Annotated in this window: 25 protein-coding genes; 11 read left to right on the top strand and 14 right to left on the bottom strand. The window is 54.6% G+C overall.

Annotated elements, in window-relative coordinates:
* The 3 genes from J9253_RS17955 (at position 1) to J9253_RS17945 (ending at position 4,200) form a co-directional block, all read left to right on the top strand.
* Positions 1-2,406 carry an ABC transporter permease gene (locus J9253_RS17955; protein WP_210222235.1) on the top strand — a complete coding sequence of 802 codons (2,406 nt, stop codon included), beginning with the start codon at positions 1-3 and terminating at the stop codon, positions 2,404-2,406.
* Positions 2,396-3,505 carry a lipocalin-like domain-containing protein gene (locus J9253_RS17950; RefSeq protein WP_210222234.1) on the top strand — a complete coding sequence of 370 codons (1,110 nt, stop codon included), beginning with the start codon at positions 2,396-2,398 and terminating at the stop codon, positions 3,503-3,505. Before J9253_RS17955 ends, J9253_RS17950 begins: the two co-directional genes overlap by 11 nt.
* Before the next feature lie 110 nt (positions 3,506-3,615).
* The gene (locus J9253_RS17945; protein ID WP_210222233.1) at positions 3,616-4,200 is read left to right on the top strand and encodes a superoxide dismutase; all 585 of its coding nucleotides are present in this window, start codon (positions 3,616-3,618) and stop codon (positions 4,198-4,200) included.
* A gap of 67 nt (positions 4,201-4,267) precedes the next feature.
* Here the strand turns inward: J9253_RS17945 and J9253_RS17940 are convergent, their stop codons facing one another.
* Positions 4,268-4,876, bottom strand: a complete 609-nt coding sequence (locus J9253_RS17940; protein ID WP_210222232.1) for an SCO family protein — start codon at positions 4,874-4,876, stop codon at positions 4,268-4,270.
* 140 nt (positions 4,877-5,016) lie between these two features.
* On the opposite strand from J9253_RS17940, the gene J9253_RS17935 reads away from it, so the two are divergent.
* Positions 5,017-6,036: a DUF2189 domain-containing protein gene (locus tag J9253_RS17935; protein ID WP_210222231.1), complete on the top strand. Its 1,020-nt coding sequence runs from the start codon at positions 5,017-5,019 to the stop codon at positions 6,034-6,036.
* Positions 6,037-6,076: 40 nt separating this feature from the next.
* Positions 6,077-7,411 carry a cbb3-type cytochrome c oxidase subunit I gene (locus tag J9253_RS17930; protein WP_210222230.1) on the top strand — a complete coding sequence of 445 codons (1,335 nt, stop codon included), beginning with the start codon at positions 6,077-6,079 and terminating at the stop codon, positions 7,409-7,411.
* An 8-nt stretch (positions 7,412-7,419) separates the two neighbouring features.
* Here J9253_RS17930 and J9253_RS17925 read toward each other — a convergent pair whose 3' ends face one another.
* The 5 genes from J9253_RS17925 to J9253_RS17905 all read right to left on the bottom strand — a co-directional run bounded on the left by J9253_RS17925 (position 7,420) and on the right by J9253_RS17905 (position 12,419).
* Complete coding sequence (locus J9253_RS17925) at positions 7,420-9,210, bottom strand: AAA family ATPase (RefSeq protein WP_210222229.1); 1,791 nt, start codon at positions 9,208-9,210, stop codon at positions 7,420-7,422.
* Between the two features lie 73 nt (positions 9,211-9,283).
* Positions 9,284-10,180: a heme o synthase gene (cyoE, locus tag J9253_RS17920; RefSeq protein ID WP_210222228.1), complete on the bottom strand. Its 897-nt coding sequence runs from the start codon at positions 10,178-10,180 to the stop codon at positions 9,284-9,286.
* 28 nt (positions 10,181-10,208) lie between these two features.
* Positions 10,209-10,994 carry a DUF2189 domain-containing protein gene (locus J9253_RS17915; RefSeq protein ID WP_210222227.1) on the bottom strand — a complete coding sequence of 262 codons (786 nt, stop codon included), beginning with the start codon at positions 10,992-10,994 and terminating at the stop codon, positions 10,209-10,211.
* A gap of 49 nt (positions 10,995-11,043) precedes the next feature.
* The gene (locus tag J9253_RS17910) at positions 11,044-11,667 is read right to left on the bottom strand and encodes an SCO family protein (protein ID WP_210222226.1); all 624 of its coding nucleotides are present in this window, start codon (positions 11,665-11,667) and stop codon (positions 11,044-11,046) included.
* Positions 11,664-12,419: an SURF1 family protein gene (locus J9253_RS17905; RefSeq protein ID WP_210222225.1), complete on the bottom strand. Its 756-nt coding sequence runs from the start codon at positions 12,417-12,419 to the stop codon at positions 11,664-11,666. The genes J9253_RS17910 and J9253_RS17905 overlap by 4 nt, the downstream gene beginning before the upstream one ends.
* 12 nt (positions 12,420-12,431) lie before the next feature.
* Between J9253_RS17905 and J9253_RS17900 the strand changes: the two genes are divergently transcribed.
* Positions 12,432-12,641, top strand: a complete 210-nt coding sequence (locus tag J9253_RS17900; RefSeq protein ID WP_210222224.1) for a twin transmembrane helix small protein — start codon at positions 12,432-12,434, stop codon at positions 12,639-12,641.
* A 12-nt stretch (positions 12,642-12,653) separates the two neighbouring features.
* Here J9253_RS17900 and J9253_RS17895 read toward each other — a convergent pair whose 3' ends face one another.
* Genes J9253_RS17895 through J9253_RS17870 form a run of 6 tightly spaced genes read right to left on the bottom strand, consistent with a single transcriptional unit; the run spans position 12,654 to position 17,592 of the window.
* Positions 12,654-13,553, bottom strand: coding sequence for a cytochrome c oxidase subunit 3 (locus J9253_RS17895; RefSeq protein ID WP_210222223.1), 900 nt, complete (start codon positions 13,551-13,553; stop codon positions 12,654-12,656).
* A 9-nt stretch (positions 13,554-13,562) separates the two neighbouring features.
* Positions 13,563-14,183 carry a cytochrome c oxidase assembly protein gene (locus tag J9253_RS17890; protein WP_210222222.1) on the bottom strand — a complete coding sequence of 207 codons (621 nt, stop codon included), beginning with the start codon at positions 14,181-14,183 and terminating at the stop codon, positions 13,563-13,565.
* Positions 14,180-14,317, bottom strand: coding sequence for a hypothetical protein (locus J9253_RS17885; RefSeq protein ID WP_210222221.1), 138 nt, complete (start codon positions 14,315-14,317; stop codon positions 14,180-14,182). Before J9253_RS17885 ends, J9253_RS17890 begins: the two co-directional genes overlap by 4 nt.
* Positions 14,314-15,924 (bottom strand): cbb3-type cytochrome c oxidase subunit I, encoded by a 1,611-nt coding sequence (locus tag J9253_RS17880; protein WP_210222220.1) that lies wholly within the window; start codon positions 15,922-15,924, stop codon positions 14,314-14,316. The genes J9253_RS17885 and J9253_RS17880 overlap by 4 nt, the downstream gene beginning before the upstream one ends.
* A 21-nt stretch (positions 15,925-15,945) precedes the next feature.
* Positions 15,946-17,070 carry a cytochrome c oxidase subunit II gene (coxB, locus tag J9253_RS17875; RefSeq protein ID WP_210222219.1) on the bottom strand — a complete coding sequence of 375 codons (1,125 nt, stop codon included), beginning with the start codon at positions 17,068-17,070 and terminating at the stop codon, positions 15,946-15,948.
* Positions 17,071-17,097: 27 nt separating this feature from the next.
* Positions 17,098-17,592 (bottom strand): DUF2244 domain-containing protein, encoded by a 495-nt coding sequence (locus J9253_RS17870; RefSeq protein ID WP_210222218.1) that lies wholly within the window; start codon positions 17,590-17,592, stop codon positions 17,098-17,100.
* 112 nt (positions 17,593-17,704) lie between these two features.
* Between J9253_RS17870 and J9253_RS17865 the strand changes: the two genes are divergently transcribed.
* The 5 genes from J9253_RS17865 to J9253_RS17845 all read left to right on the top strand — a co-directional run bounded on the left by J9253_RS17865 (position 17,705) and on the right by J9253_RS17845 (position 22,561).
* Positions 17,705-18,214, top strand: coding sequence for a TlpA disulfide reductase family protein (locus J9253_RS17865; RefSeq protein ID WP_210222217.1), 510 nt, complete (start codon positions 17,705-17,707; stop codon positions 18,212-18,214).
* Between the two features lie 5 nt (positions 18,215-18,219).
* Complete coding sequence (locus J9253_RS17860; protein ID WP_210222216.1) at positions 18,220-19,218, top strand: COX15/CtaA family protein; 999 nt, start codon at positions 18,220-18,222, stop codon at positions 19,216-19,218.
* Between the two features lie 35 nt (positions 19,219-19,253).
* Positions 19,254-19,877, top strand: a complete 624-nt coding sequence (locus J9253_RS17855) for an IS607 family transposase (protein WP_210222215.1) — start codon at positions 19,254-19,256, stop codon at positions 19,875-19,877.
* Positions 19,874-21,082: an RNA-guided endonuclease InsQ/TnpB family protein gene (locus tag J9253_RS17850; RefSeq protein ID WP_210222214.1), complete on the top strand. Its 1,209-nt coding sequence runs from the start codon at positions 19,874-19,876 to the stop codon at positions 21,080-21,082. The genes J9253_RS17855 and J9253_RS17850 overlap by 4 nt, the downstream gene beginning before the upstream one ends.
* A 267-nt stretch (positions 21,083-21,349) precedes the next feature.
* Positions 21,350-22,561 carry an RNA-guided endonuclease InsQ/TnpB family protein gene (locus tag J9253_RS17845; protein ID WP_210222213.1) on the top strand — a complete coding sequence of 404 codons (1,212 nt, stop codon included), beginning with the start codon at positions 21,350-21,352 and terminating at the stop codon, positions 22,559-22,561.
* A gap of 156 nt (positions 22,562-22,717) precedes the next feature.
* On the opposite strand, the gene J9253_RS17840 is transcribed toward J9253_RS17845, so the two are convergent.
* Together J9253_RS17840 and J9253_RS17835 are read right to left on the bottom strand one after the other, a co-directional pair.
* The gene (locus J9253_RS17840) at positions 22,718-22,936 is read right to left on the bottom strand and encodes a hypothetical protein (protein ID WP_210222212.1); all 219 of its coding nucleotides are present in this window, start codon (positions 22,934-22,936) and stop codon (positions 22,718-22,720) included.
* Between the two features lie 199 nt (positions 22,937-23,135).
* Complete coding sequence (locus tag J9253_RS17835) at positions 23,136-23,942, bottom strand: TatD family hydrolase (protein WP_028489834.1); 807 nt, start codon at positions 23,940-23,942, stop codon at positions 23,136-23,138.
* Positions 23,943-23,978 lie beyond the last annotated feature (36 nt).

Raw genomic sequence — 23,978 nt, 5'->3', positions numbered from 1 at the left:
ATGACCAGCAGCTTATTGACCCGTTCCAGTTGGCGGTTTTTCACCCGGCATCCCTGGCAGTTGTGGCTGACGCTGTTGAGCATTGCCTTGGGTACGGCGGTGATTCTGGCGGTGGATTTAGCCAACCAGAGTGCGGGGCAATCGTTCCGCCAGTCGGTGAATGTGTTGTCGGGGACAATGACGCACGAAATCACGGCGGTGCGCGGCACTATTCCCGATGATGTTTACCGGCAGTTGCGGGTGGAATGGGGTTATCGGGATGCAGCACCGGTGGTGGAAACCACGCTGGAGCGCGATGGGGTGGCGTATACCTTGCTGGGCATTGATCCGTTTGCCGCACCATTGCAACAGGCGGCGGGCATGAAGGTGTCCAGCGAGGAAGCGCGGCGCTTGTTGAATGAGCCGGGGGCGATGCTGGAAGTACGGGCAGGTTTGCTGGTGACGGATATTGCCACGGCGCAAGGGGCAACACCGGGGCTTACCCGCATCGAGCTTACCCTTAGCGACGCCCAAGCGGCGGCCTTGCAAGCGCGTTTGCCGCCTTCCCTGAAGCTCGACTCTTTTGCTTCTCGTCAGCAGGTGTTTGCTCAGATGACGCAAGCGTTTAGCACCAACTTGCTGGCGATGAGTTTGCTGGCGATGCTGGTGGGGGCGTTTCTGGTGTACAACACCATGACGTTTTCGGTGTTGCAGCGGCGTTCGGGCTTTGCGATTGCGCGGATGGTGGGGGTAACGGGCGGGCAGTTGTTCCGGCATTTGTTGCTGGAAGCCGTGGTATTGGGGGCGGTTGGCAGCGCTTGTGGGGTGGTGTTGGGCGTGTTGCTGGGGCAGGGTTTGTTGGTGCTGGTGACGCAAACCATTAGCGATTTGTACGTGAGCGTGCGGGCGACGGATTTGTTGCTGACGCCAGCCTTATTGCTCAAAAGCGTGGGGATTACCTTGCTGGCGGTGTTGGTGGCGACGCTGGCTCCGGCCTTGGAGGCGGCGCGGGTGTCGCCAGTGCAGGTGCAGCGTCAGTCGACGCTGGAACAGGCGGGGCAGCGTGCCGGGGTGGGTTTGGCAGTGGCGGGTGTGCTGTTGATGTTGGCGAGTGGCGGCTTGATTGCGTATTCCGGTAAGCAGTTGGTGCTGGGGTTTGTGGGGCTGTTTTTGCTGATTGTGGGGTATGGTTTGGTCGTGCCATTGGTGTTGCGTTTTGCTTTGCGGGGCTTGCAACGGGTGCAGGTGTTGCAGGCTTCCTTGTTGTGGCGCATGGCGGTACGTGGGGTGCAGGCGAGTTTGAGCCGTACCAGTCTGGCGATTATTGCGCTGACGGTGGCAGTGTCGGCAACGGTGGGGGTGAGCATTATGATTGGCTCGTTCCGCACCAGTGTGTCGGATTGGCTGGAAATGACCTTGAGTAGCGATTTGTATGTGTCGGCCACGTCCAAAGAGGCTTCGCGGGTGGATGGCGCGTTGAATCCGGCGTGGTTGGCGCGGGTGCAAGCCTTGCCGGGGGTGAAGGCGTTAAGTACTGGGCGCACGGCGCGGCTGACGGTGGAAGATTTCCCGATGCCGGTGCTGGTCTTGCAACCCAGTACGCACAGCGGGCGCGGTTTTGCGTTTCTGGAGGGCGATGCGGCGGCGATCTGGCAGCGTTTTCTGGCGGGTGAAGGTTTGCTGGTGTCGGAGCCGTTTGCGTACCACCAAGGCAAGCGGCGCGGTGATACGGTGCAGGTGACGAGCGAATTGGCGGGTAAGGTGAAGTTGCCGGTGTTGGGCGTGTTCCGCGATTACAGTGCAACGCAGGGCATGGTGGTATTGCCGCGCTCCTTGTACGAGCGTTATTGGGCGGATCGGGGGATTTCTTCGATCGGTATCCAAGTGGCTGAGGGGGCGGATGTGGCGGTCATCAAACGCCAGTTGCAGGTTTGGGCGGGGGAATTGCAGCAGGCGGGGCAGCCGTTGGTGGTGCGTTCTAACCGCGATATTCGGGAGTTTTCCTTGCAGGTGTTTGACCGCACCTTTGTGATTACCAATGTGTTGCGGGTGCTGGTGATTATGGTGGCGTTTGTCGGGGTGTTCAGTGCCTTGATGGCCTTGTTTCTGGAAAAGGGGCGTGAGTTTGCGATTTTGCGGGCGACCGGGTTTACCCCACCGCAGTTGCAGCGGCTGGTGATGGGACAGGCGGCCTTGATCGGTTTGCTGGCGGGGCTGTTGTCGTTGCCGCTGGGCTGGCTGATGTCGGTGGTGTTGATCGAGATTATCAACCAGCGTTCGTTTGGCTGGACGATGCAGACGCATGTGTTCGCGCTGGTGCCGTTGCAGGCGATGGCGCTGGCGATGGTGGCGGCCTTGTTGGCAAGCCTTTATCCGGTACGGCGGATTGGACAGGCATCGGTGCGGGAGGGGTTGGATGGGCGTTAGGCTTGTTCTATTGGTTATGTTGCTGTTGGCGGGGTGTAGCAAAACACCCGAACCGGCGGCACTTGATCTGAATGCGGCGTTGGGCGGGGTGGCCGATGCCGGTTTCACCCGTGCGCTTGCCCCACGAACTTTTCAGTTTCCGCAAGACCACGCGGCACACCCGGATTTCCGCAATGAATGGTGGTATGTGACCGGGAATGTGCATACTGACTCGGGGCGACAGTTTGGTTATCAGGTCACGCTGTTCCGCATTGCGCTCTCGCCGGACAAGCCCGCGAGTCAGTCTGCATGGGCAACGAATCAGGTGTGGATGGCGCATGTGGCGCTGACCGATGTGCAAACCGGCGAGCATTTGCACGACCAGCGGTTTGCGCGGGGAGCGCTGGGTTTGGCGGGGCAGTCGTTGCAACCGTTCCGGGTGTGGCTGGAAGATTGGCAGATCGTCGGCGATGGTGCGGGGGAATTTCCGTGGGCAATTGCGTTGAAGGCTAAGGATTTCACCCTGAATTTGCAGTTACGCCCGCAAAAGCAGCCCGTGTTGCAAGGCAATCAAGGCTTGAGCCAGAAAAGCAGTGAGGCGGGCAATGCTTCGTATTATTACTCGCTGACGCGCTTGCAGACTTTGGGTGAAATCTACCGCGATGGGCAGCGTTTCATCGTCACCGGCGAGTCGTGGCTGGATCGGGAATGGAGCACCAGTGCTCTGGGTAAGGATCAGGCGGGGTGGGACTGGTTTTCGCTGCAATGGGAGGATGGGCATGACCTGATGTTTTATCGGCTGCGCAATAAGTCAGGGGCAACCGATCCGCACAGTGCGGGCAAGTGGGTGTTGCCGGATGGTACGGCGCAAACGCTGGGGCGGGAGGATGTGACGCTGAAGCCATTACGTTACTGGCAGGCGCACAGCGGCGTGAAATATCCGGTGGCGTGGGAAATGCATTTGCCACAGCAGGGGCAGCATGTGCGCATTGAAGCGTTGGTGGATGATCAGTTGATGCAGACGGGGATTACCTATTGGGAAGGCGCGGTGAATATCCGCGATGTTGCTAGCGGTAAATTGCTCGGGCAGGGCTATCTGGAGATGTCCGGTTACGAATGAACGGGCGTTGACAATTCATCAAGCGAACACAGGCTTATTGCACGCTTGCCCCAAAATGGCCTATCTTACGCCCTGACCAAAAATCTTAACCATCAGAGGAGTAACAACTCATGGCTCATACATTGCCAGAACTGCCTTTCGCAAAAGACGCACTTGCCCCACACATGTCGGCTGAAACGCTGGAATTCCACCACGACAAGCACCATAACGCTTATGTCACCAACCTGAACAACCTGATTCCGGGCACTCAGTTTGAAAACATGAGTCTGGAAGAGATCGTGAAAGCGGCTCCAGCAGGCGGCGTTTACAACAATGCAGCACAAGTTTGGAACCACACCTTTTTCTGGAACTGCCTGAAGCCAAACGGCGGCGGCGCACCCACAGGCGCACTGGCTGCGGCGATTGATGCGAAATGGGGTTCTTTCGACGAATTCAAGAAAGCCTTCACCGCGTCAGCGGTTGGCAACTTCGGTTCTGCGTGGACTTGGTTGGTGAAAAAAGCGGACGGTTCTGTGGAAATCGTCAACATGGGTGCTGCTGGCACACCTTTGACCACTGGCGACACGGCGCTGCTGTGCGTTGACGTGTGGGAACATGCTTACTACATCGACTACCGCAACCTGCGCCCTAAGTTCGTGGAAACCTTCCTGAACTCACTGGCGAACTGGGATTTTGCAGCGAAGAACTTCGCGTAAGCGTTAGTCTCACGTATGCAGTAAAAAGCCGGGCTTGTCCCGGCTTTTTACTGCATACGTGAGGTTTTCACAATTCCTGACGGATACCGGTCGCCACCGATGCTGGTGTCATGTCATGCGGCAAGATGCTGACAAACTTGCCATCCTTGCTGATCAAATAAGTGTTGGAAGTGTGGTCGACCGTATAGCCCATCGCTGAATTGCTGGGCGCTTTGGCAAAAAACGCCCCGTACTGGCGGGCTGCTTGCTGCACTTCTGCCGCTGTGCCGGTGATGCCTGTAAAGCCGGGGTGAAAGTGTTGCGCATAGGCCATGAGTTTCTCACCGCTGTCGCGCTCCGGGTCTACGCTGATAAACACGGGCTGCACTTGCGCCAGTTCTGCGGGGGAAAGTTCGCGCAGGCCAGCGCTGATAATAGCGAGTGTGGTGGGGCAAATGTCGGGGCAGGAGGCATAGCCAAAATACAACACCGCAACTTTGCCAGTGAAATCACTGAGTTTGACGGGTTTACCGTTTTGCGTCAGGGTGAAATCGCCACCAAACTGGCCTGCCACCACGGGTACGCGTGTGCCAGCCGCCGCAGCGGGGGCGCTGCTGCTGGATCTGAGCAGGTATTGGGCGCTAACAATACCGACCGCGAAGGCCAGTAAAGCAATCAGGATGGGTGTTTTTTTCAAGAGGGTGTCTCCGGCATGGGGTGTCAATAAAGCATATAGTACCTGATAATTCCTTATTGTTTATCAGGTATTTAGGTGCTTCATCAGGTATTGGTCTAAAGGTTTATCTTCGGGGGGAATTATCCTGAGGAGGAAACGTTATGGCATTTAGTGTAAGTGATCCTGAGGTTATTGATGAACCTGCGCCGCTTGTTCGGCGACTTGACAGCAGCGCTCCGCTGCGTTGGCTAGGCAAAGGCTGGGATGATTTGAGAGTCAGGCCGGTTGCCAGTATTACCTACGGTTTGGTGTTTGTGATCGCGGGTCTGTTGATGATCCAGCTTGGCCCTGCTAACCCTTTGTTTGCTTTGCTGCTGCTTTCCAGTTTTATGCTGGTGGGGCCGCTGGCGGCAGTGGGTTTGTATGACATGAGCCAGCGCATTGAGGAAGGCCAAACACCCTCGTTGTTACACGCTTTGTCGAATGCGCGTTTCAGTACGATCAAGCTGATCCAGTTTGGCTTGATACTGGGGGCGGTTATGCTGGTGTGGGCGGTGGTGACGACGGGGATTATTAACCTGTTTTTCGGGGATAACCCTTTGGTGACGGGGAGTCTGGGGGTGTTGCTGGATGGGCGCGAGTCTTTGCCGTTTTTTGCGGTCTTTGTGCTCGGTGGGTTGATTATGGGTTTGTTGGCCTCGGCGGTGGCGATTGTGTCGATTCCGCTGGCAAGCCATCGTATGACGGATACTTTGACTGCCGGGGTAATTTTGCTGGTGCTGCTGGTGGTGTGGGCGCGGCTGATTGCGATGTTGTTTGGTTTGTTTTTTGATCATTCTGGCTTGGTGAGTGGGGGCTGGGAAACGTTGGTGGGGAATGCGAATTTCCTGCCATTCATTGCGACGTTTGTGGTGGCGGGTTTTTCGCTGGCAGTGGTGGCGTTTGCGATCAGTGTGGTAACTGTGCCGTTTATTGCACACCGTCAGGTCGGGGTCATGACGGCGGTAGTGACCAGTATTCGGGCAGTTTACCGCAATCCCGTGGTGATGATGCGTTGGGCGGCGATTATTGCGACCATGATTCTGTTGGGTATGGCTACGTTTTTCATTGGCTTGGCGGTAACATTGCCGCTGATCGGTCATGCCAGTTGGCACGCTTATCGCGAGACGGTGGGGGAATAGTGCCTGCGCCGGGTAATGTTGGATGTTTACAAGGTAACGTATGAGCCACACCGTTTTCACTTTACCCGACCCTCAGGGTCATGCTCGCACCCTTGCGGCAAACTGGTTGAAATTGGGGATTTTTGCGTTGCTGGCAGCCGGGATTTTTTCCCTGCTGCTGGTGATGTCACGCACGCCTGCGGTGCAGGATGTCATTCCTTGGTTGGACTTTTTCCACACGGCGTTGGTGGTGCATGTGGTGCTGTCGGTGTTGGTGTGGTTTCTGGCGTTTGCAGGGGTGCTGTGGACGGCGAATAGCGAGATCCGCCAGCCGTGGTGGGATAACAGCATTCTGGCGGTGACGGCGCTGGGAACCTTGCTGATCGTGGTGTCGCCGTTTACGGGGGATGGTCATCCGCTGTTGAACAATTACGTGCCCGTGTTGCAGCAGCCCGTGTTTTTGGTGGGGTTGGGGGTGTTTGGCGTTGGGTTTACTTGGTTGATTATCCGTTCCTTGATGGTGGCGCGGCATCAGAGTGTCGCGGGTTTTGGTATTTACCTGAGTATTGTGGCGGCAGCGGCGGCGGTGCTGGCTTTGTTGTTTACCGGGGTGAATCTGCCTGATGGTTACAGTGGGCAGGCGTTTTATGAGTTGCTGTTTTGGGGGGCGGGGCATACTTTGCAGTTTACCCATACGATTTTGCTGATGGTGGCGTGGTTGTGGTTGGCGCAAGCGTCGGGAATGCCGGTGCATTTGCCGCAGCGTTGGGCGTTTGGCTTGTTCGGGGTGATGGTGTTGCCGGTGCTGGTCGTGCCGTTTATTTATGTGCAATACGACGTGGTGTCGGCAGAATTTCGGGCGGCGTTTACCCATTTGATGCAATACGGCGGGCTGACTTCCTTGCCTTTGGGTTTGGTGGTGGTGTGGGCTGTGTTGCGGGCGCGGGGAGTGACGCCGGGGTTGCGTCCGTTACGCAATGCTTTGTGGGCTTCCATTGGGTTGTTTGCGGCGGGCGGTATTATTGGTTTTCTGATCCACGGGGTGAATGTGGTGATTCCGGCGCATTATCACGGTTCGATCGTGGGGGTGACACTGGCATTCATGGGTTTGACGTATTACTGCTTGCCACGTTTGGGGTTTCAGCCTGCGACCTCACAGTGGGCAGCATGGCAGCCGCTTATTTACGGGGGCGGGCAGTTGATCCACATTTTGGGGCTGGCATGGTCGGGGGGTTACGGGGTGCAGCGCAAGACAGCGGGGGCGGCGCAAGGCTTGCACGACCTTCCCCAAATCCTCGGCATGGGGATGATGGGGCTGGGTGGGTTGATTGCCATTATTGGCGGGGGCATTTTTGTGGTGGTGTTGTTGCGGGCGATGTATGGAAAGCCGAGATAAGGGAGCACTCATCCCAGCGTTACCCATATCAGCCGTTCAAACCCCAAGGCCACGACAGCGAGGCAGTGCAAGCGCTGCGGCTCGCGGTACTTTTCCACCAACACCTGTTGGTAATCACGCAATTGCCGCAAGGCTGCCTGCAAAGCGGTTTGCACGGCGGGCAGTTGCTGCAATGCCTCGCGGCTTTGCCCGCGCACCCCTTCCGCTGTCAGCCCTAAATCCGCCAATGACAGGTATTTGAACTCGATCACGATGTCTTTGAGCGCGTCAAGGCGGCGCATGTCGGGGCGGATAATCATCAGCAAATCGGCGTAACGCCGTTTGAGTGCTGCTTCCGAATCCATGATGTAGTAGGTGTCGTCAAACAGCAGGCTCATGAAGGCGGTTTTGATGGTCAGCTCGTTGTCCCAGCGGTAATCACGGTTGTTGAAGACGCTGAAATAGCTGCTTTCGAGGTAATGCGCCAAGGGTTGTAAATCGGCGGTTTGGTAGAATTGCTTGGCAAGCCCTTCCACTTGGCGGCGGTCAGCGAGGTCTGGCAATGCCTTTTCCCGCAACGCTTCCACGTACAAGGCATAAATGACCCGGTTAGGGACATCCAGCCGCAGTTCGTCCAATTCACCTGCCAAACCACCGATGGTCAAGACGCCGAAGAAATACAGCAGAGACACCATGTAACGCGCATCGTGTTGCAGCTTGTGCAGTTGCTCGATGCCAAACTGATTTTCCAGATAGGGCAGCACTACCGGATTCTGTTCATCAAGGATATTGCCAATCACGCTTGCCCCATCCGGCAGGTTGGCAATGTAGCGGATACGGCTGGCATCCATGGCCAGATTACCATCCAGCATTTTGCGTGGAGGGCTGCACGCTTGCTGGTAATGGCGCAAGAAATAGAAGGCCAGTGTCGGGTTATAGAGCAACGCACTGTCAGGCTGTTCGCAGAAACGGTAGCCGTTATAAAACTGTTTCATCGTTTCCAGCACGCTGGTTTGTTGTACGGCATCCTGTCCACAGTCTTGCAAAACTTCCTCAACCAAGCCTGCCAATTCCACATGGGTGATGCCGCATAGCGTGTTAAAACGGGGTTCCAGATAAATGCTGGTAGCGACATTGTACCCGCTGGTCATCTCACTCAATACCAGCGGCGATACACCGGTGATGAATACCCGTGCGATTTTGCCTTCTGATGCCCCCGCCTTGATAATTTTGAACAGGGTTTTAACGATACCTTCGCTTTCCAGCAAGTCGTAATAACGTTGCCAGTTGCCAACGTCATGTACCAGCACTTCATTGGCAAAATTGTCGTATTCGTCAATCAACACATAGATGCTTTGCCCGCTGTTTTTGACCACATCCACCAGCGATTGCAGTGAGCCGAGCGCGTCCTCCATGACATTCACCGGGTATTTCAGCAGGTGCTGGTAACGTTGGGTAAAGTCCAGAGTCGCCTGATTGAGGTGAGTGAACAAACTGTGTTGTATTGCCTCAATATCGCCTTTAGCCGATACCTTGGAAAAGTCGAAACGCAGGATCAGGTATTGGTTGTGTTCTGGTGTAGGGTCATTGCCTATGGCTAGATCACCGAATAAGGCATCAAATTCCCCCGCCATGTTGATGTCGTAATAATGGGCAAGCATCGACAGCAACAATGATTTACCGAAACGGCGCGGGCGCAGGAAGACCAGTTGTTTACCAGCATCCTCCAATGTGGGAATGGCTGCCGTGCGGTCAAGGTAACGGTAGCCTTGGGTGCGCAGGGTGTAGAAATCACTGATTGCATAAGGAAATTTAAGCATGTGCGGCAGCTTGCTGTCTCTGGATGATGCTTTCATTGTAGCACAAGCACTCGTTTACCCAGTAAACGGGATGTTATAGCCAAGCCACCGCATAATGATCCACCAACAGCGCAATGAACAAGGCGCTCAGGTAGAAAATCGAATAGCCGAAGGTTTTCATCGCATGTTGATCACCTTCGGTGCGGTACAAGATAACAGCGTGATACAGGAAGCCAGCGCCCAGCACGGTAGCCGCCACCAGATACAGTACGCCACTCATGTGGGTCAGAAACGGCATCAACGTCACCGCGATCAGCATCAGCGTATACAGCACGATATTGAGTTTGGTAAACGCTATCCCGTGGGTCACAGGCAACATCGGCACACTTGCCTTGCGGTAATCTTCGACACGTTTGATGGCTAGTGGCCAGAAATGCGGCGGTGTCCAGATAAAGATGATCAGGAACAGCAACAGCGCGTCGGTGTGCAATTCCCCGGTGACGGCTGTCCAGCCCAGTACCGGCGGTGCAGCCCCGGCAGCGCCACCCAGCACGATATTGTGCGGGGTAGAACGTTTCAGGTACATGGTGTAAATCACCGCGTAGCCCACCATGGAAGCCAGCGTCAACACCGCTGTCAGCCAGTTGACCATGACCCCCAGAATAAACATCGACAGAACGCCTAAGCCCACCGCAAACACCAAGGCTTGTGCTGTGCTCAATTGGTGTTGCGGCAGGGGGCGGTGTTCGGTGCGCTTCATCACCGCGTCAATTTTCTGGTCGACGATATGATTAATGGCAGCCCCGCAGGAAGCCCCCAAGCCAATGCCCAGCAAGCCCCAAAACAGGGTGCTGAAGGGCACGACATCGGGAGTTGCCAGTAACATCCCGACCAAAGCGGTAAACACGATCAAGCTGACCACTTTGAGTTTGCACAAGCCGAGATAGGCTTTCCAGTTCATTCCTGCATCAAGGTCGGCGACATTTATCATAAGGCGGTACTCACGTCAGTGGATGGGCTTATTCTGTTTCGATCAGGTCACGGTAAGCGTGCCAGCTTGCATGGCCTGCAATCGGCAAGGTAATCGCCAAGCCAACAAAGCCGAAAATGAAGCCCAAAAACACCAAGGTTGCCAGAATAAATGCCCAGCTCAGCATGACACCGGGGTTTACCATCACGGTTTTTACACTGGTTATCATGGCAGTGACGAAATCGACTTTCTTGTCAGTGATCAAAGGGACTGAGATCACGCTGATGGAGAATGCAACAACAGCAATCAATGCACCACCCAGCATCCAGGCAAGCAGGAACGGCACAAATTGCTCATGACCCATCAAAGTACCCAGCGCACTGTCGGTGACGGTAACGTTATCGAAGAATAGTGCGACGGTGACAGCCGAAATGACAGCCCAAACGCCGATCAGCACGCCGAGAACCATAGCAAAATTGATCAGGCTGACCCCATTGAAACGCAAGCCATCCAGCCCTTGGGAGAAGTGTGGTTTGCCGCCTTGTTCCAGTGTGCGGCTCATGCAATAGAAGCCTACCGCCACAATCGGCCCGATAATCAGGAAACCTGCTGCCAGTGAAGTAATGAAAATAGGGTTTGACCATGACAGCCAAGCTAGCACCAGCCCTAGTACGACGTAGATCATACCATAGGCAATACTTGCACCCGGTGATGCCTTGAAGTCCTTGATACCGGCGTTTAGCCAGCGCATGGAAGCTTCAGAATCGACTTTCCGCACGCTTAAACGTGGGGTTTCTGTCGCCATTGTGTGGTCAGTACTGCTAATCGTAGCCATAACACTCTCTCCTTTTCGCTTTATTAACATTCAGCCTTGTGGCTCTTGCTCACCCCACCTGCGACACTTTCAGCAGGCGGCGCAAATCTTTGATGATCAATTCTCCATTGAAATCAGATGGATACGACATCATCACATTGCCCAGCGGGTCGATGATGTAAAGGCCGTCTTGCGCCACCGGGTTAGGGTTTTGCAACAAGGTCTGTAACTGTTGCAGGGAGGCGGGTGGCCCAATCGCCACTTTCATCCCCGCGTGTTCGGTTAGGTGTTCTTGTAATGTGAGTAACTGGCTGGTTTCTGTCAATACCAGCAAACGTTCGACCCGGCGGCGTTCATTGCCCATGGCTTGACGCACCTGGCGCAGGAAATACAGGTTTTTCTGGCAAGCCGTTGTGCAAGCCGAGTCAGCCACCGTGACCAACACCCAACTGCCGCGCAAGTCAGCTACATTGAACGTAGTGCCATCTGCATCTTGTAAGGGTAATTCACCTACTGAGCGCACGGGCGATACCAGCGAGCCGTGGTTGGTGGTGGCTGGCAGGGGTAATTTGTCCATAAACTGGAAATAAACCCACCCCGCCAGATACGGGAATGAACACACGATCACCAGAATCCACAGCGTGCGGTTGCTGCGTTGCTGGGGTGGAAGCGTGTTGTCAGTGGTGGCAGTCATGCAGTTTCCTTGGTGGTTTTATGCGTATTCATTTTCAGGTAGGCAACCAGCACCATTAGCCCGAAAGCCGCCCACTGGATGCTGTAGCCAATGTGCATTCCGGCGTTATTGCTGTAAGCAGGCCAGTCGCGCCGTAAGCTATCGGGCGTGTCAGAGGTTTGCAGCAACAGGTAAGGCGCGAGCGGGTAGCCCAGCTTTTGTGCGAAATGGGCGGTATCGAGGTAAAGCCAGCGTTGGTTGCCTTCGGTATCGGCTGGCATATCCCCAAACAGGAAGACGGGTTTGGAACGGGGTTGGTCCAGTGTGCCGCTTAACTGGAGTTCGCCGGGGGGCGTGGGGATCTTGGGTAATACCTGCCGGTCAGCACCGACTTCCACCCAACCTCGGTTCACCAAGACGTGTTGCCCGTTAGCCAGGCGTAGCGGGGTAATGACGTGGTAGCCCGCTTTGCCATGCTCCACGATATTATCCAGCAGCACGGTGTGATGGGTTTCCCACTGACCGCTGACGGTGACGTGGCGGAAGCGTTGTGCTGGCCAGTCCACAGCGGCTTGGTTCAGGTCGAGCGGAGCTAGGGTGGTTTGGCGTGCCACGGCTTGTGCTACCTGTTCCTTATAGTTTGCCCGGTGGTATTGCCATACGGATAATGACGTAAAAATACCCACCATCACCACGGTCAGCAGCGTGGTAAAAACGCTAGGCCGGAAATGGTAACGTGCTGTTATACTGGCATTTTCACTGTGTTGTAACAAGCCGAGGCTCCTATGTGGTTTAAGGTACTCATTATCATCAATCTGGCGCTGATCCTGATCAGTCTGGTTTCCGGTGTGTTTTTCCTCGCCAAGGATGACGGCAAATCCAATCGGGTGGTAGCATCGTTGACTACACGGGTAGCACTGTCAGTTTTCCTGCTGTGCCTGTTAATGGTCGGCTACTTCACCGGGCAAATTACCCCCCACGGCGTCGTGCCGTGAAGAGCTTGACGGTTACAACCAATACACGAAAATAAACAAGGCTATCCACACCACGTCGACGAAGTGCCAATACCACGCGACCGCTTCAAACGCGAAGTGGTTGTGTTCGGTGAAATGGTTTCTGGCACTGCGCACCGCAATCACGGTCAGCATGATCGTGCCGATGGTGACGTGCAGACCGTGGAAGCCCGTCAGCATGTAAAATGTCGAGCCATACACCCCGGCATTCAGGGTCAGATCCATCGCATGGTGGGCGTGCCAATACTCATAGCCCTGCACGAAGAAGAAGATGACCCCCAAGGCAATGGTCATGACCAGACCCCTTACCAACTGTTGGTTATTGGCTTTCTTCAACCCCCAGTGTGCCCATGTCAGGGTCACGCCACTGCTCATCAGGATAATCGTATTGAGGAACGGCAGACCCCACGGCCCCATCGCTTCCTTGGCTGGCACGTATTTGGTGGTGTCTGCATCCGGCAAGTTGAGCAGCGGCCAGTTGTACTGGAAGCCTTCCCACAACATATTGGAGGTTCCCAACTGCCCATCACCGCCCAGCCACGGCAAGGTAATATTGCGCAAGTAAAACAGGCAGCCGAAAAAGGTGACGAAAAACGCCGCTTCCGAGGTAATGAACCAGAACATGCCCTGACGGAACGAACGGCTGACTTGCCCGTTGTATTTGCCAGTCAGGTTTTCGTCGATAACCGAGCCGAACCAGCCTTGCATCAAATGCGCCAGTACCGCGAAGCCCGTAACCATGATCAAGCTGCCCGCCAGACTCATCTTGTTGATGCTCAGCACCAGCCCGAGAAACAGCATGAAGATGCCAAACACTGCGATAATCGGCCAGCGACTGGGTTCCGGGATAAAATACGCTTCGGTATCCGTGTGTGTATCCGCATGTGTGGTCATGGTGGCTCCTTAATGGCTGGTGTTCAGTGCCGCGTGTTGTTCGGGTGTTAAGGCTTTGTCGCGGTCAGTATTCATAAAGGTGTAAGACAGCGTGACTGTTTCGTACTGCTTGTCCACCGCCGGGTCGATGCTGAAATACACCGGCATTTCCTTGGCTTCGCCGGGCTGCAAGGTTTGTTGGGTGAAACAAAAACACTCGATTTTGCTAAAGTGTTGCGTGACTTGCCACGGAGTAATGCCCGGAATAGCTTGCCCGGTAATCGGCTTGTCCGAGTTGTTCTTGGCGTAATAACGCACCGCCACTTTTTCACCGGGATGTACCTGCACTTGCTTGGTCATCGGGTGAAATTCCCACGGCAAGCCTGTGTTGATGGTGGCATCAAACTGCACCGTGATCAGGCGGCTGGTGTCGATTGGCGTTACGGCGGCAGCGGTGTCGATATCGGTCATTCGCCCGCCCCCCGGTGTTCCCGCCACGCCATTAATACCACCGACCTCACAAGCCAATTGGTACAACGGAACCATGGCAAACCCAAACGCAAACATACCCCCAACCACCAGAAACAGGCGGCGGGTCACACGCCTGTTCTTGCTTGCCAAGGTTTCGTCGGGAGCGCCCTGCGTACTCATCCGCCCGCTCCCGCCAGTATTTTCGGCAAGGTAATAAAGGTATAAACCAGTGCTGCCACGGCAATCATTCCGAGAATCAGGGCGACCCGACGGTTGGCCTTACGCAGTTTTTCATCGTGTTGTTTGTCCATCATTTCACCACTGGTGCTTCAGTAAAGCTGTGGAAGGGCGGTGGGGAAGACAGTGTCCATTCCAGCCCCGGTGTGCCGATTTGCGCACCATCCCACGGTTTGTCCGGTGCTTTTACACCACCCCGGATCGTCTTGATAATGATGTACAGGAACAGCAAGTGCGACAAACCAAACGCAAACCCGCCAAGACTGGAAATCACGTTGAACTCGGTGTACTGCACGCTGTAATCCACAATTCGCCGTGGCATTCCCGCCAGCCCGGAAAAGTGTTGCGGGAAGAAGGTGACGTTGAAAGAAATAGTCGTCCACCAGAAGAAAATCTTGCCCAGCCGCTCGTCATACATGTGGCCTGTCCATTTCGGCAACCAGTAAAACACCCCCGCATACAAGCCAAACACCGCCCCCGGAATCAAGGCATAGTGGAAATGCGCCACCACAAACATGGTGTCGTGATACTGCATATCTGCTGGCACGACCGCCAACATGACCCCGGTGACCCCGGCAAACGAGAACATCAGGATAATCGCAATCCCAAACAGCATCGGCGTTTCAAAGGTCATCGAGCCGCGCCACATGGTGAAAATGAAGTTCAGCAGCATCAGCCCGACCGGGATAGAAATCAGAATCGTGCCGATCATGAAGTAATTGGTCGCCGCCAGTGACATGCCAATGGTGTACTGGTGATGCGCCCAGACCACCATGCCCAGTGCTGCCAATACACCCATGCCATACACCAGTGACTTGTAGCCAAACAACGGCTTGCGTGCAAAGGTCGGAATCACCAAACCCAGCACCCCGATGGAAGGCAGCAACAATACATACACTTCAGGATGCCCAAAGAACCAGAACAAATGCTGGAACAGGATAGGGTCGCCCCCCCCCGCCGCATCAAAGAATGAGGTGCCGAAGTGACGGTCAAACAGCAACATGGTGACGCCCCCCGCCAACACCGGCATCACCGCAATCAGCAATAAGCCGGTAAACAACCACGCCCATACAAACAGCGGCATTTTCATCATGGTCATGGTCGGCGCACGCATGTTCAAAATGGTGGTGACAATATTGATCGAAGCCAGAATCGACGATACCCCAAGGGTATGAATCGCAAAAATGGTGAAATCCATGCCTATCCCGGTCTGGATCGACAACGGTGGCAACAGCGTCCAACCCGTATTGACCGGCGTACCGCTGCCCGGAAAAATATACGGCGCGAGGATAGACAGAATCAGCATGATCGCCGCTGCGGGTAACAACCAAAAGCTCAGGTTATTCAAGCGCGGCAAAGCCATATCCGGCGCACCGATCATCATCGGGATCATCCAGTTCGCCATTCCCGCTGCGGCAGGCATTACCATCCCGAAGATCATCACCAAGGCATGGTCTGTCACCATATTGTTGTAAAAATCCGGGCTGGCGAGCTGCACCCCCGGCATGAACAATTCGGCGCGGATATACATCGCCATTGCCCCGCCGAAAAACAGCATGAACAAGGCAAAAAACAGGTACATCGTGCCGATGTCCTTGTGGTTAGTGCTGTAAACCCAGCGCTGCCAACCCTGTGGTGGCCCGTGGTGATCGTGATGACCGTCGTGTGCTGCTGCTCCACTCATGGGTAAACTCCTCCTCAGAAATTATCGCGCGGCTTTTATGTCTTTGGGTTGTACGATGCCAGCGGCATTGCCCCAGGAATTGCGTTCGTAGCTAATCACCGCCGCAATATCCAGATCGTTCAGTTGTGCCCCCCAGGCTGCCATCGCCGTACCCGCTTTGCCCTTCACCACAATGGCGATGTGATCTGCGGGGTTGGTGCTGGTGGCTATTTTGCTGCCAGCCAGTGCTGGGAATACGCCGGGCAAGCCCAGACCGGTTGCCTGATGGCAAGCCAAGCAGTTCTTGGTGTAAACGGCTTGACCCTTGGCCATCAGCTCTACTTGTGTCCACTCCTTGTCGGCAGAGGCTTCGGCAGCAGCCTGTGCTTGTTGGGCTTTTTTGCCCGCCTTCCACTCTTCATATTTTGCCGGGCTGACAGCGGTGACGACCGCAGGCATGAAAGCGTGGCCTGTGCCGCAGTTTTCGTAGCATTGCCCTCGGTAAGTGCCTTCCTTGGTGATGTGCGTCCAGGTTTCATTGATGTAGCCGGGAATATTGATTTTCTTGGGGACAATTTCCGCAATTCCCCAATTATGCAGGACATCGGTGGAGGTCAGCAGGAAACGCACCCGTCTATCAGTGGGCAATACCAGCGGCTCATCCACATCACGCAGGTATAAGGGGTCGGTGGGTTCGAGTTTTTTCAGGTTGCTGACGATTTTGATGTCGTCGTCCATGTATTCGTAAGTCCACTTCCACTGCGAACCGATGACTTTGACGGTGACATCCGCTTTGTCATGGGACTCCACCGAAGACAGGGTATGTGACGCAGAACTGGCAATACTTAAGTCAATGCCCAGCACGAGCACGGGAACCAGCGCCCAAGCCCAGCGCCCAAACCAGCCATTGTGGAATTCCTGATCAGCCACCGCGCCTTTGGATTGGCGGAAAGCAAACAGAGCGTAAACGATCAGTGCGGTAACAATGATCATAATGATGGTGCCGACAACCGTGGTCAGCATGTGCAGGTCAAAGATTTCCTGCGTCAGGGTTGAGGCGGGCGTGTTCAGATTGTATTCGTACCCGGCGTAAGCCATGCCGCTGAATAGCCAAGCGCCACCTGTGATCGACAGGGCGGATAAGCGTTTCTTGCTTTTATGCAGCATGTTTCCTCCTAACATGTTACGGGGTGTTCAATGCGTTCTTCTGCAACTCTCCAACGCGGTAGTGATGGTTTTCGCGAGCGTTTTCCGGTCGGCATTGGTCAAACAGGCACCGATTTCAAGGCTTTCCCCGTGTGAGCGTAACAGCAGCTTGCTGGGATACCAGTCTCGCGGGTCGGGTTGCAGTGCTACGTGCACCCAGTAGGGCTGAAAACGGTATTCGCGCAGGGTTTTCACCCCACTTCGGGTAATAATCAGGAGGCTGTCAGGCGCGATCTGAATGGTCTCGGAATAGCGCGAGGCACGTTCAAACAGATACAGGCTGACACCTAGCACCAGTATTTCGAGCAGGGCGAAGGGCAACACCAGCCAAGCACCCAGTAGTATGAAGCGCACTGCAACGAGCAGGGTAAGGACAGTAACCGCCACGAAGAAAACCACCATGCCCTCGCGGGATAATGAGCAGTTGGGGCGTACCTCGAAGATACGGGAACCAGCGATCGTGTCGCTTGTTGTCGTTACCAAAACAATACCACCCGTCTTGGCTTAAGCAATGGAAGTGTGTGATTTCACACGGGATGTAAGTAATATATCTTAGTTTTTGATAATTATCATTGAAATTTGTGGGTTATTATGCATGTTAGTATCTGGTAATAAGCTGAAGTACGCACTGGCCTTACTGCTGATATTGAGCGTTGGGGCGGGTGTGCTGGTGTGGGCTAAGTGGTCGGCGAAGACGATTGCGCCGTTGAGTTTGCCGGTGTTGTCCGGTGAACGTATCCATCTTCCTGACCAGCGGGGCAGGCTGACGTGGGTTAATGCTTGGTCGAGCAGTTGTGCGGCTTGTTTGCATGAATTGCCTGCGCTGGAAACCTTGCATCAGGAATACGGCGAGCGGGTGCAGATGGTGGCGGTGGCGATGCCTTACGACCCGCCGAATACGGTGATGGAGGTGCAAGACCGCCTCCAGTTAACCTTGCCGCTGGCCTTGGATCTGGATGGGCAAGCGGCGCGGCAGTTTGCCCCTGATCTGATGGTGCCCAGTCACCATTTGCTCGATCCGACGGGGCGGGTCTTGCTGAGTGTCAAAGGTGAACTTACCTTGGCGAAAATGCGTGCTATGCTAAATCCTTATTTGACCCGGTAACAGCCATGCAAAAAGCGTATTCGATCTTGCTCTCGTTGACCTTGGGTCTGGCACTGCTGGTGATTGTGTTGGGTGCTTACACGCGCTTGTCGGATGCAGGCTTGGGTTGCCCGGATTGGCCGGGGTGTTACGGGCATTTGGCTGTGCCGGAGGCGGTGGATGGCGCTCAGTTTCAGCGCCCACTGGAAACGGGCAAAGCGTGGAAGGAGATGATCCACCGCTACGCTGCTGGAACGTTGGGAATGCTGATTCTGGGGATTTGGGTGTTCAGCGTCTGGTTCCGGCGGCGACTGGTTGGTGGGGTGCTGATGCCGAGCCTGTTGCTGGGGACAGTGCTGTTTCAGGCAGCCTTGGGAATGTGGACGGTGACGCATTTGCTCAGTCCGCCGATTGTGACGGCGCATTTGTTGGGTGGGTTTACTACCCTGGCTTTGGTGTGGTGGTTGTGGCTGAATCAGCACCGCCCGCGCTTTTCCACACTGTATCATCAGCTTACCACGGTGCGCGGGTTGGCACTGGGGGCATTGTTGTTGCTGATCGGGCAGATTCTGCTGGGGGGCTGGACGAGTACCCATTACGCGGCGGTGGCCTGCGGGGTGGAATTTCCGCTGTGTCATGGGGAGTGGTGGCCTGCCAGTGATTTCAGAAGTGCCTTTGTGTTTGATTGGCAACCGGGAACCAATTACGAATTCGGGACGCTGGATAATCCGGCACGGACAGCGATTCACCTGATGCATCGTCTGGGGGCATTGCTGGTGTTTGTGTATCTGGGGGGCTTGGCGCTGTGGTTGATTTCCAAGCGTTCGGTGTTGTTCGGTAGCGTGCCGTATGTGCTGTTACTGGTACTGTTTATTCAGGTGAGTCTTGGGATCAGTAATGTGGTGTTTGCGCTGCCTTTGGTGGTGGCAACCTTGCATACCTTGGGGGCGGCGCTGTTATTGCTGACGGTGTTGGCGTTGAATCACGGCTTGTATCCGGCGCGTGTTAGCTCAGCAAGGGTTTGAACAGTTTGCTTGAAATCTACCTTATGCTGTTCAATATGAAAAGATTAGTCCCCATCAGCGAAGCCTCAGAACTACTCGGTGTATCCGTCACGACCCTGCGTCGATGGGAAGCGGAGGGGCGGCTAATCCCCGAACACACCAGCGGCAAGCACCGCCGTTACGACATGCTAAAACTCAAGCCTGAACTGTTCCGTGCCAGCAGCGACAGCTGCAAGACACTTGCCTATGCGCGGGTATCCAGCCAAGACCAACAAGACGACTTGGAACGCCAAAAGCAGGTGCTGGAACTGTATTGCGCCCAACAGGGCTGGACATTTGAGCTAATATCCGATCTTGGTTCAGGCATGAATTACTACAAAAAAGGGCTGAAACGCCTGCTGAATGAGATACTGGCGGGTAATGTCGGGCGGCTAGTCATCACCCACAAAGACCGCCTGCTACGCTTTGGCGCAGAACTGGTGTTTTCCATCTGCGAAGCTAAACAAGTGGAGGTGGTGATTGTGAACAAGGGCGAAGACACCACCTTTGAAGAAGACTTGGCAACCGACGTACAGGAAATCATCACGGTATTTTCCGCCCGTTTGTACGGCTCACGTTCCCGCAAAAACAAAAAGCTGCTGGACGGGGTAAAGAAAGCCGTGGAAGACTCGCAAGCATGATCATCAGCCACAAAATCCGCCTTGCCCCCAACAATAAGCAAGCCACGTACTTGGCGAAAGCCGCAGGTACAGCGCGGTTTGCCTACAACTGGGCGTTAGCGGAATGGCAAACCCAATACACCGCATGGAAAGACGATAACACCCAGCCAAAACCCAACCAAATGGGCTTGCGCCGTCAATTGAACGCCATCAAGCGTGAACAATTCCCGTGGATGCTGGAAGTGACCAAAAACGCCCCGCAAATGGCGATTATCCAACTGGGAAACGCCTTCAAGAATTTCTTTGCAGGTCGAGCCAAGTACCCACAATTCAAAAAGAAAGGCAAAAGCCGAGACAGTTTCACCCTCACCAATGACCAGTTTGCCATCGACGCATCCCGCATCCGCATTCCCAACCTTGGGTTAGTACGGATGCGGGAAACGCTGCGCTTTTCCGGTAAAATCCTCTCTGCCACGGTTTCCCGCACCGCTGATCAGTGGTTCGCCAGCATCACCGTGGATACGGATCAAAACTACCTCCCGCCTGCCGAAAACCAAGGCACGGTAGGGGTGGATTTGGGCGTATCCGCACTGGCAACGCTGTCAACGGGGGAAAAAGTGGCAGGGGCGAAACCGCATAGAGCCTTGCTTTCCCGCCTGCAACGGCTCTCCCGCAGCCTGTCCCGCAAGGTCAAAGGCAGTGCCAACCGCCACAAGGCAAAACAGAAGTTGGCAAGGCTTCACGCCCGGATAGCCAACATCCGCCAAGACGGTTTGCACCAGCTCACCACGGATTTGACCCACCGATTCGATACCATCGGCATTGAAGATTTGAACGTATCTGGCATGGTGAAAAACCGTCATTTATCCCGTGCCATCAGTGACATGGGCTTTTTCGAGTTTCGGCGGCAACTGGAATACAAGGCAGGAATGCGCGGTAGTGTGGTCGTCGTGGCTGATCGGTTTTTTGCCTCCAGCAAAACCTGTTCTGCTTCTGGCTGTGGGCATAAAGTGGACAAGCTGCCGCTGTCGGTACGCGAATGGACTTGCCCTGTTTGCGGCGTAGTCCATGACCGTGACGTAAACGCCGCTAAGAATTTGCAAGAATACGCCGTGAGTTACACGGTGTCTGCCTGTGGAGGGGAAGGCTCTGGCTCTCGGTGCAAACCGACAGTGAAACCAGCCCCCGCGAAGCAGGAATTCAACGCCATGACTACTTTTAGTTAGCTAAAGGTAGATTTGGATAGGTTTGAAATAACGGATCTTTGTATTCAGCAGCCGTGAGTTTCGAGTTGGTACGCAAGGAATTGGCGCTATCCCACAGCTCGGTTTCGAGGACTTTGATCAGGTTGCGCGGCAAACCCCGTCCTTCAGGTCGGGGAGGATAGCGCGGGTGGCGAAGCCGCCCGATTTTCGGTAGTTTTGTCGGATAATCCGCGCAGTATTAACGCAGAATACCCACTCAAGCCGCTCTTGTTTAGCTACACTCCGAAGATGCAACGACTCCAAGCCTTCAAATACGAACTCATGCCCAATAGTGAAACACAGCGTCAACTACGCCGTTTTGCTGGGTCATGCCGCTTCGTTTACAACAAGGCATTAGCGTTGCAGCAAGCCAACCATGGAGCGGGCGAAAAATTCATCGGTTACGTGGCAATGGCAAAACACCTGACGGCATGGCGCAATGGGGAAGAAACGCCGTGGCTGAAAGATGCCCCGGTTCACCCCCTGCAACACGCGCTCAAAGACCTCGATAAAGCCTACCAAAACTTCTTTGCGAAACGTGCTGATTTCCCCCGCTTCAAGCGTAAAGGCAGCGGTGACAGCTTCCGTTATCCTGACCCCAAACAAATCAAGCTCGACCCAGGCAATAGCCGACTTTTCTTGCCGAAACTGGGCTGGATACGCTACCGCAACAGCCGCGATGTGCTGGGAGAACTGCGCAATGTCACGGTTTCCAGCAAGGGCAGCCAATGGTTTGTCAGCATCCAAACTCAGCGGGAAGTGGAAAAAATCGCCTCTCAAGCCACGACAGCCATCGGCATCGACCTTGGTATAGCCCGTTTTGCCACGTTCTCCGACGGTACGTACCTCGAACCGCGCAACAGCTTCAAAACCAAAGCCGCCAAACTCGCCAAATACCAACGGCGCATGGCGCACAAACAAAAGTTCAGCAACAACTGGAAAAAGGCACAAGCCAACGTTCAAAAAATTCACACGCAAATCGCCAATGCCCGCCGCGATTTCCTGCACAAGGCGACGACCACGCTCAGCCAAAACCACGCGCTCGTGTTCATCGAAAATTTGCAGGTACGGAATATGTCCAAGTCAGCGGCAGGCACAGCGGAAAACCCCGGTAAAAACGTTGCCCAGAAATCTGGCTTAAACAAAGCCATTCTCGACCAAGGCTGGGGTGAATTTCGACGGCAACTCGACTACAAGATGGCATGGAAAGGCGGCATGTTGTTCACTGTGCCACCGCATTACACCAGTCAGGAATGCCCCGAATGTCACCATGTAGCGGCGGACAATCGTCAGACGCAAGCGCGGTTTGTGTGCGTGAAATGCCATTACGAAAATAACGCCGATCATGTCGGCGCGATCAATGTTTTAGAGCGGGGATACCGCTTGTTAGCCTGTGGAGATGCGGCCTTAAGCCGCTCTGTGAAGCAGGAACCCGCCGAAGTCAGTCAGCTATCTAGCTGAATACAGTAGGAATCCCCTTCCTTCAGGGAGGGGAGGATGTCATGGTGTAGCTTCCGGTCAATGGGCGAGGAGCGATTATAGCCGGATTCTGCCCCCAACGTATTGAACCTACGCCATGTTTGAACTTAGCCCCATGACCACCACACAATCGCTGTCTTAGTGGCTAGATTCCTTGCCAGACGCGCAGCTAACATTTTGTGATGTGCCATTCTCAAAAGACAAACGACACAAATTAAAGTCGATCACTTCATTTTTAACAATCACCGGCAAACTGTGGCTAGCCGTTGCAGCCGCTGGAACAGTTGCATTATGGTCAGCAGCAATAGCGAACGTTGGCAGTAAGCAGACGGTAGCGATCAGAGCAAATTTCAACATGGCAAAGTTCCTTCAACAAAATCACAATGGGTTCCGGCGTTGTTAAGACATTACGAAGCAATGTCTGCTTTTGGATTCTGTTTTTGCAAGAAAAGTCACAAAAAGCGCTAAGTAAGTCGCAGGGTGATGAAATTAGGTTCATTTGGCTTTGTGATTTTTACAACTAATTTTGTGTTTTTTACAACACAAGCCCACGGGTTCAATGCCCAGCAAAAAACACCTCGACACTGTTCTTCCACACCTGCGGTAATAAGGTATCCAGTGGCACACCTTTCACCAGTGCCACATGCTCCGCAATGAACGGTAGGTACTTCGGTTCATTCTTATGCCCACGGTAAGGAATCGGGGTAAGGTACGGCGCATCGGTTTCAAACAGGATTTGTTCGACTGGCGTTAGCGCAATGATTTCACGCACATTTTCCGCCGCTTTAAACGTGCTAATGCCATTGAAACCCAAGCAGAAACCTTCGCTCAAACAGTATTCCGCCAGCGCCTGCCCAGAGGTAAAGCTGTGAATCACCCCGCGCTTGGGCATTTGCCCGACGAAATTGCGCAAGATGGCTTCCATATCCTCGTCGGCCTCGCGGGTATGCACCACGATCGGCAGTTCCAGATCAATCGCAATCTGTAACTGGCGCTCAAACGCATCTCGCTGTTTGGCACGATCGGAATAGTCATAATGGTAATCCAGCCCGATTTCGCCAACCGCCAGTATCTTGGCGTGTAAAGCATTGGCGCGGATTTGCGCATCGACGGCATCGCTATAATCATTGGCGTCGTGTGGGTGAATGCCCTGCGTGCCCCAAACTTGCGGGTATTGTTGCGTCAACGCCATCACCTTATCGAGGTTATCGGGTGAAACGGCAATCGTCATGATGCGTTCAACATTCACCGCACGGGCGGCCTGCAACGCAGCATCCAGCGCTTCGCCTTCCAGATAATCCAGATGGCAATGGGTTTCGATGATCGGGTGGTCAAAGACCGGGATTTCGCGTTTTTTGGACATGATGTGTTGCTGCTCTGGCTGCTGAGAAAGGGCGAT

The organism is Thiothrix litoralis, assembly GCF_017901135.1.
GTDB classification, from domain to species: domain Bacteria; phylum Pseudomonadota; class Gammaproteobacteria; order Thiotrichales; family Thiotrichaceae; genus Thiothrix; species Thiothrix litoralis.
Note: the sequence above shows the minus strand (reverse complement) of the source record. Positions and strands in the feature narration are given on the sequence as shown.